Here is a 6,124-nt window from a genome sequence, read left to right on the forward strand (position 1 = left end):
CTCCCCGACACTTTTCGACGACCTCTGACGTTGGGAATGGCAGACCTGTCCGAACACCGCGGCGAGCTCGCCGCGGTCGACGCCGGCCCGCCGGACCGGCTTGTCCAGAAGTGGGGATTGCCACTGTGACCGAGTTATTTCCGTTGCTGCTGCTGGGTCTGCTGCTGGTTGCCATGATCATGTTCTCCCGTCGCAACAAGCAGCGGATCGCGGCCGCGGACGCCCTTCGACGGGAGCGGATCACCACCGGGACCGACGTCATGACCACCTCGGGCCTGTACGGGACGGTGGTCTCGGTGAACCCCGACGGCACCGTGCTGCTGTCCATCGCGCCAGGGGTCGAGGTGCGCTGGACGCTAGCCGCGCTGCGGGAGGTGAGCGAGCTGCCCGAGCAGTACCGCGAGCCGATCATCGGGACCGGCGCGCAGTCCGGCCAGCCGCAGGACGGGGTCGAGGCGCCGGCCACCGAGCCGTCCTCGGTGACCGAGCGGCCCGCGGGCCCCAGCAGCCGGCGGCCCCGCAAGCGAGGCCCCGGCCCGGGTTAGCCCGTTATGCCGGGGCGCGGTGAGCAATCCACAAGACGATCGGTCATACTGTCTCCCCGAGTCCGCCCTACCGGGCAGAAGACCGGCGATCGGCTGAGGCGGCTGCGCGCCTGATCGGCTTCGCAGGCGTGAAGTGACGAATGAGGAGAACAATTTCCGTGGCACCATCGGCCGGAACGCTGCGCGTCGGGCGTTACTTCGCAGTGCTCCTGGGTCTGTTCGTGGTCCTGTACGGCATCGTCTTCTGGCCAGGTCAGCCCCGCACGCCCAAGCTCGGCCTGGACCTCGAGGGTGGCGCCCAGGTCATCCTGAAGGCGCAGACGACCAACGGCAAGGCCCCCACCAAGTCCTCGATGGACCAGGCCCGCCAGATCATCACCAACCGCGTCAACGGCCTCGGCGTCTCCTCCGCCGAGGTGGTCACCCAGGGCTCGGACCGGATCGTGGTGTCGGTGCCCGGCGCCGGCGCCAACGACATCAAGGACGTCGGCGGCACGGCGTTGCTGAACTTCCGCCCGCTGCTGATGGAGCCGGTGCCCGCCAGCCCGCCGGCGTCCCCGTCGGGCTCGGCGTCCCCGTCGGCCACCGGCGCCGCCACCCCGAGCGGCAGCGCCTCGCCCTCGGCCAGCGGCTCGGCCAAGCCGTCGGCAACCGCCAGCGCGACCGCCAAGCCCGCCTCCAGCTCGCCGTCGGCGCGTGGCCGGGTGGTGCCCCGCGCGGCGGCCGCCACCACCTCGCCGGCTGCTCCTGCCTCGTCCACCCCGGTGCCCTCGACCAGCCCCGCCAGCTCGCCGTCGCCGTCCGGCTCGGCCAGCGCGTCCGGGTCGGCCAGCGGCGCACCCACCGATCCGAGCGCGCCGGTCGACCAGTGGAAGCTGCTCGGCTTCACCCCGCCCATCACCCCGGAAGCGGTCGCCGCGCTGCCGGCCGCCCGGGCCGCCGCGCTCGACAAGGCGATCCAGTCCTGGCCGTGCAACAACACCACCAAGCCGCTGGACGTGCCGAGCAAGCCGCTCATCACCTGCAACCAGGAGAACACGGCCAAGTACCTGCTCGGGCCGGTGATCGTGGCGGGCACCGAGGTCAAGACCGCGGACGCCCGGGCACCCGGCTCGGTGCAGGGCCAGCTGAGCTGGACGGTGAGCCTGGACCTCAAGCCCAAGGGCCAGGCGGCCTGGGCGGCTTACACCGCCAAGCACAACGTGACGGTCAACCCCAATGACATCGGCAACCAGGTCGCCGACACCCTCGACACCAAGGTGATCGTCGCCTCGACCATCCAGAGCACCATCGGCGGCACCACCGAGATCAGCGGCAACTTCGACGAGAAATCAGCCACCAACCTGGCCAACTCGCTGAAGTACGGCGCGCTGCCGCTGAACTTCGTGCAGCAGGCGGCGACCTCGATCTCACCGACGCTGGGCACCGACCAGTTGAAGGCCGGCCTGCTGGCCGGCGGCATCGGGCTCTTCCTGGTGGTCGTCTACTCGCTGCTCTACTACCGCGCGCTGGGCCTGGTCACGATCGTCTCGCTGGCGGTGTCCGGCGGCCTGACCTACGCCATGCTGGTGATCCTCGGCCAGCAGATCGGGTTCACCCTCACCCTGGCCGGCATCGCCGGTTTCATCGTGGCGGTCGGTATCACCGCTGACTCCTTCGTCGTCTTTTTCGAACGAATAAAGGACGAGGTGCACGAAGGCCGGACCGCCCGGGTCGCCATCCCGAGGGCCTGGCACCGGTCCCGGCGCACCATCCTGTCGGCCGACACGGTGTCCTTCCTGGCCGCCGCGACGCTGTACTACTTCGCGGCCGGTGAGGTGAAGGGCTTCGCGTTCACCCTCGGCCTGTCCACGGTGATCGACCTGGTCGTGGTGTTCCTGTTCACCCACCCGCTGGTGGCGCTGTTCTCCCGGAGCGCGGCGTTCGGATCGGCCAAGTTCACCGGCCTGGACCATGCCCGTGCCGGTGGCATAGCCACCCGGAACCTGCCCGAGGCCGAACTTGCCACCGCCGGCGTCGGCTCCTCCGGCGGGGTGACGCTGGCCAAGGGCGGGGTCAGCCGGCGCAGCGAGCCGGTGCACACCGCCACCGCGATGGGCGAGACTCCGCCGGCCACCGGCAGCAGCCGGGCGAAGGCCCGGCCGGTCGCGCCGTCCGGCGCTGCCAAGCCGACCGGAGTTGCCAAGCCGTCCGGCGCTGCCAAGCCGTCCGGCGCTGCCACGCCGACCGGAGCTGCCACGCCGGCCGCCGGGGCCACGGCAGCAGACACGCCCGCCGGCGGCGCCACGGCAGCCGGCGCTGCCAAACCTGGCGCGGGCGCCACCGCGGCCGAGCGCGCCGCGGCTCGCCGGGGCCTGCAACGGCAAGCCGATGACCAGAGCGGACGGGACAGCACCTGATGAGCAGCCTCCTCACTCGGCTCTACCGGGGCGAGACCCGGATCGACTTCATCGGCACCCGCAGGCGCTGGTACTTCGCCTCCCTGGTGCTGCTCGGCATCTGCGTGCTGAGCATGCTCTTCCGCGGCTTCAACGTCGGGATCGACTTCAAGGGCGGCACCCAGTTCCAGATCAAGGCGGCCAACACCTCGATCACCACCGGCCAGGTCGAGGAGGCGCTGGCCCGGAGCGGTCACGGAACCGAGAGCGCGGCGCAGGAGGTGGGCTCCGGCACCACCCGGCAGATTGTGATCAAGACCAAGGAACTCAAGCTCGAGGAGCAGACGGCCACCGAGAGGAAGCTCGGCGCCGAGCTGAAGCTCGATCCGGAAGAGGACATCTCCACCGAGTCGGTGTCCTCCAGCTGGGGTGGTGAGATCACCAAGAAGGCCATCCAGGGGCTGATCGTCTTCCTGATCGTGGTCTTCGCCTACATCACCCTGAGGTTCGAGGTGAAGATGGCCATCGGGGCGATGGTCGCCCTGCTGCACGACCTGATCGTCGCGGCCGGCATCTACTCGCTGGTCGGCTTCGAGCTCACCCCGTCCACCATCGTCGGCCTGCTGACCATCCTCGGGTTCTCGCTGTACGACACCGTGGTGGTCTTCGACAAGGTCGCCGAGAACACCAGGGACCTGCTGGCGACCGGCCGCGAGACCTACGCCACGGCCGCGAACCGGGCGGTCAACCAGACCCTGATGCGCTCGGTCAACACCTCGCTGATCTCGCTGCTGCCGGTTGCCGGGCTGCTGTTCGTCGGCGCGGGCGTGCTCGGCGTCGGCACCATCAAGGACCTCGCGCTGATCCTGTTCATCGGGCTGGCGGTGGGGGCCTACTCGTCGCTGTTCCTGGCCACTCCGGTGGTGGTGGATCTGAAGAACCGCGAACCGCGGTATCAGGCCTTGACCAAGCGCGCCCAGGCCAGGCAGTCGTCGCCCCGCCTGGCCGACGAGCCGGTCCCGGCCGGCATCACCCCGGTGGTCCGGCGGGGCACTCCGGCGCCCGCGCCCAAGCCCGGCGCGCGGCCCGCGAGCCGGCCACCGCGCAAGCGCCCATGAGCCTGCCGGCCGGCCCGAAGCCGGCGATCGGCGATCTCATCGCGAGCCGGTTGCGGGACGTGCAGGACTTTCCGCAGCCCGGGGTGCTGTTCAAGGACATCATGCCGTTGCTGGCCGACTCGGCCGCCTTCGGCGCGTGCATCGACGCCCTCGCCGAGCTTCCCGCCGCCTCCGAGGCCGATCTGATCGCCGGCGTCGAGGCGCGTGGCTTCGTGGTGGCCGCGGCGCTGGCCCGCGCGGTGGACGCCGGGGTCGTCCCGGTCCGCAAGGCCGGAAAGCTGCCGCCGCCGACGGTCAGCGCCCGCTACGAGCTGGAGTACGGCAGCGCCGAGATCGAGGTGCCGGTGGGAGTGCTGGAGGGCAAGCGGGTGTACGTCGTGGACGACGTGCTGGCCACCGGCGGCACCCTGGCGGCCTCGATCGAGCTGCTGACCCGTGCCGGGGCGGTGGTGACCGGCATCGGGGTGCTCATCGAGCTCGGCTTCCTGGGTGGCCGGGCCCGGCTTCCGGGTCACGACCTGACCGCTCTGCTGCGGCTCTGACAGCCCCGGGCAACGGCGGGCTCCTCCGACACCCCGGCCTCGGGGGAGGTCTGGTAAACCAGTCGAACGCAGACGCGCCTAGACTTGACAGGGTCATGCTCCTAGATTCCGGCCCTGGAGGTTGCTCTGACCACCGAGGCGACAGGCCCGCGGGCCACCGGCAAGCCGGCGGCCTCTCCGGCCGTGCCGGTTTCCCCGCCGGCCTCCGCGCCGGTGTCGCCGCCGGCCCAGGACTCCTCGAGCACCGACGCTGCCCAACCGGACGTCACCCCGAGCCGCGCCAACCCGGCCAGGGCAGGCTCTGCCGACGCCACGCCCGCCGGGACCACCGCCCCGGGCAGCCATCGAGCCGGCGGCCGGAGCGGCAGCGCCCAGACGGCTAGCCCGCCGTCGGCGGCACGCCCTGCGGCGGCCGCCTCCCGAACCGCCACGCCGCCCGGCCCGTCCACCCGGTCCGGCGCCGCGACGCCGGCCAGCGGCGCGCCGTCCACCGCCGCGTCAGCCCCTGCCCACGCAGCGCCCCCGAGCACCCCTCGGCCTGCCTCCGCCGCTCGGCCGCTGGTCACCCAACCGGTCACCGCCACGCCGGCGGAGGTGGCCAACGGCGCCCATCGCCGCCGGGTGCGGGACCGGATCGCACGCCGGCTGGTCACCCCACCGCGCCAGAGCGCGGTCAGGCCGGTGCTGGAGCCGCTGCTGGCGGTGCACCGGGCCTCGCATCCCAAGGTGGACGCCCGGCTGCTGCAGCGGGGCTACGACCTGGCCGAGGAATGCCACCGCGGCCAGCTGCGCAAGTCAGGCGACGCCTACATCACCCATCCGCTCGCGGTCGCGACCATCCTTGCCGAGCTCGGCATGGACACCACCACCCTGGTCGCGGCGCTGCTGCACGACACCGTCGAGGACACCGGGATGACGATCCCGGCGTTGAACGCGGAGTTCGGCGACGAGGTCGCCCACCTGGTCGAGGGGGTCACCAAGCTCGACAAGGTCAAGTACGGCGATGCGGCCGAGGCCGAGACGATCCGCAAGATGATCGTGGCGATGGCCCGCGACCCCCGGGTCCTGGTGATCAAGCTGGCGGACCGGCTGCACAACATGCGCACGCTGCGGTTCCTGCCGCCGGTCAAGCAGGAGCGCAAGGCCCGCGAGACGCTGGAGGTGCTCGCCCCGCTGGCCCACCGGCTGGGCATGAACACCGTCAAGTGGGAGCTGGAGGACCTGGCGTTCGCCACCCTGTACCCCAAGCGCTACGACGAGATCGTCCGGCTGGTGGCCGACCGGGCGCCGCAGCGCGACGTCTACCTCAACGACGTCATCGAACGGGTCAACCGCGACCTCAAGGCTGGCGGCATCCGGGCGCACGTCTACGGACGTCCCAAGCACTACTACTCGATCTACCAGAAGATGATCGTGCGGGGCCGGGACTTCGCCGACATCTACGACCTGGTCGGCGTGCGGGTGCTGGTGGAGTCGGTGCGGGACTGCTACGCGGCGCTGGGCGCCCTGCACGCGCGGTGGAACCCCGTGCCGGGGCGGTT

At 71.5% G+C, this 6,124-nt stretch carries 6 protein-coding genes; 5 read left to right on the forward strand and 1 reads right to left on the reverse strand.

Annotation, left to right across the window (positions count from 1 at the left end; genetic code table 11):
* Window positions 1-125: 125 nt before the first annotated feature.
* The 4 genes from VF612_RS12995 (at window position 126) to VF612_RS13010 (ending at window position 4,583) form a co-directional block, all read left to right on the forward strand.
* Window positions 126-545, forward strand: coding sequence for a preprotein translocase subunit YajC (locus VF612_RS12995; RefSeq protein WP_408660275.1), 420 nt, complete (start codon window positions 126-128; stop codon window positions 543-545).
* Window positions 546-703: 158 nt separating this feature from the next.
* Window positions 704-2,944: a protein translocase subunit SecD gene (gene secD / locus VF612_RS13000; protein WP_408660276.1), complete on the forward strand. Its 2,241-nt coding sequence runs from the start codon at window positions 704-706 to the stop codon at window positions 2,942-2,944.
* Window positions 2,944-4,041 carry a protein translocase subunit SecF gene (gene secF, locus VF612_RS13005; RefSeq protein ID WP_408660277.1) on the forward strand — a complete coding sequence of 366 codons (1,098 nt, stop codon included), beginning with the start codon at window positions 2,944-2,946 and terminating at the stop codon, window positions 4,039-4,041. The genes secD and secF overlap by 1 nt, the downstream gene beginning before the upstream one ends.
* Window positions 4,038-4,583: an adenine phosphoribosyltransferase gene (locus VF612_RS13010; protein ID WP_408660278.1), complete on the forward strand. Its 546-nt coding sequence runs from the start codon at window positions 4,038-4,040 to the stop codon at window positions 4,581-4,583. The genes secF and VF612_RS13010 overlap by 4 nt, the downstream gene beginning before the upstream one ends.
* A gap of 101 nt (window positions 4,584-4,684) precedes the next feature.
* Here the strand turns inward: VF612_RS13010 and VF612_RS13015 are convergent, their stop codons facing one another.
* Window positions 4,685-5,185 (reverse strand): hypothetical protein, encoded by a 501-nt coding sequence (locus VF612_RS13015; RefSeq protein WP_408660279.1) that lies wholly within the window; start codon window positions 5,183-5,185, stop codon window positions 4,685-4,687.
* Here VF612_RS13015 and VF612_RS13020 point away from each other — a divergent pair.
* The coding region (locus VF612_RS13020) for an HD domain-containing protein (protein WP_408660280.1) at window positions 5,178-6,124 on the forward strand (947 nt) is incomplete at its 3' end. The genes VF612_RS13015 and VF612_RS13020 overlap by 8 nt on opposite strands.

Origin of the sequence: Jatrophihabitans sp. (assembly GCF_036388195.1) — a bacterium.
Classification (GTDB): Bacteria; Actinomycetota; Actinomycetes; order Mycobacteriales; family Jatrophihabitantaceae; genus Jatrophihabitans_A.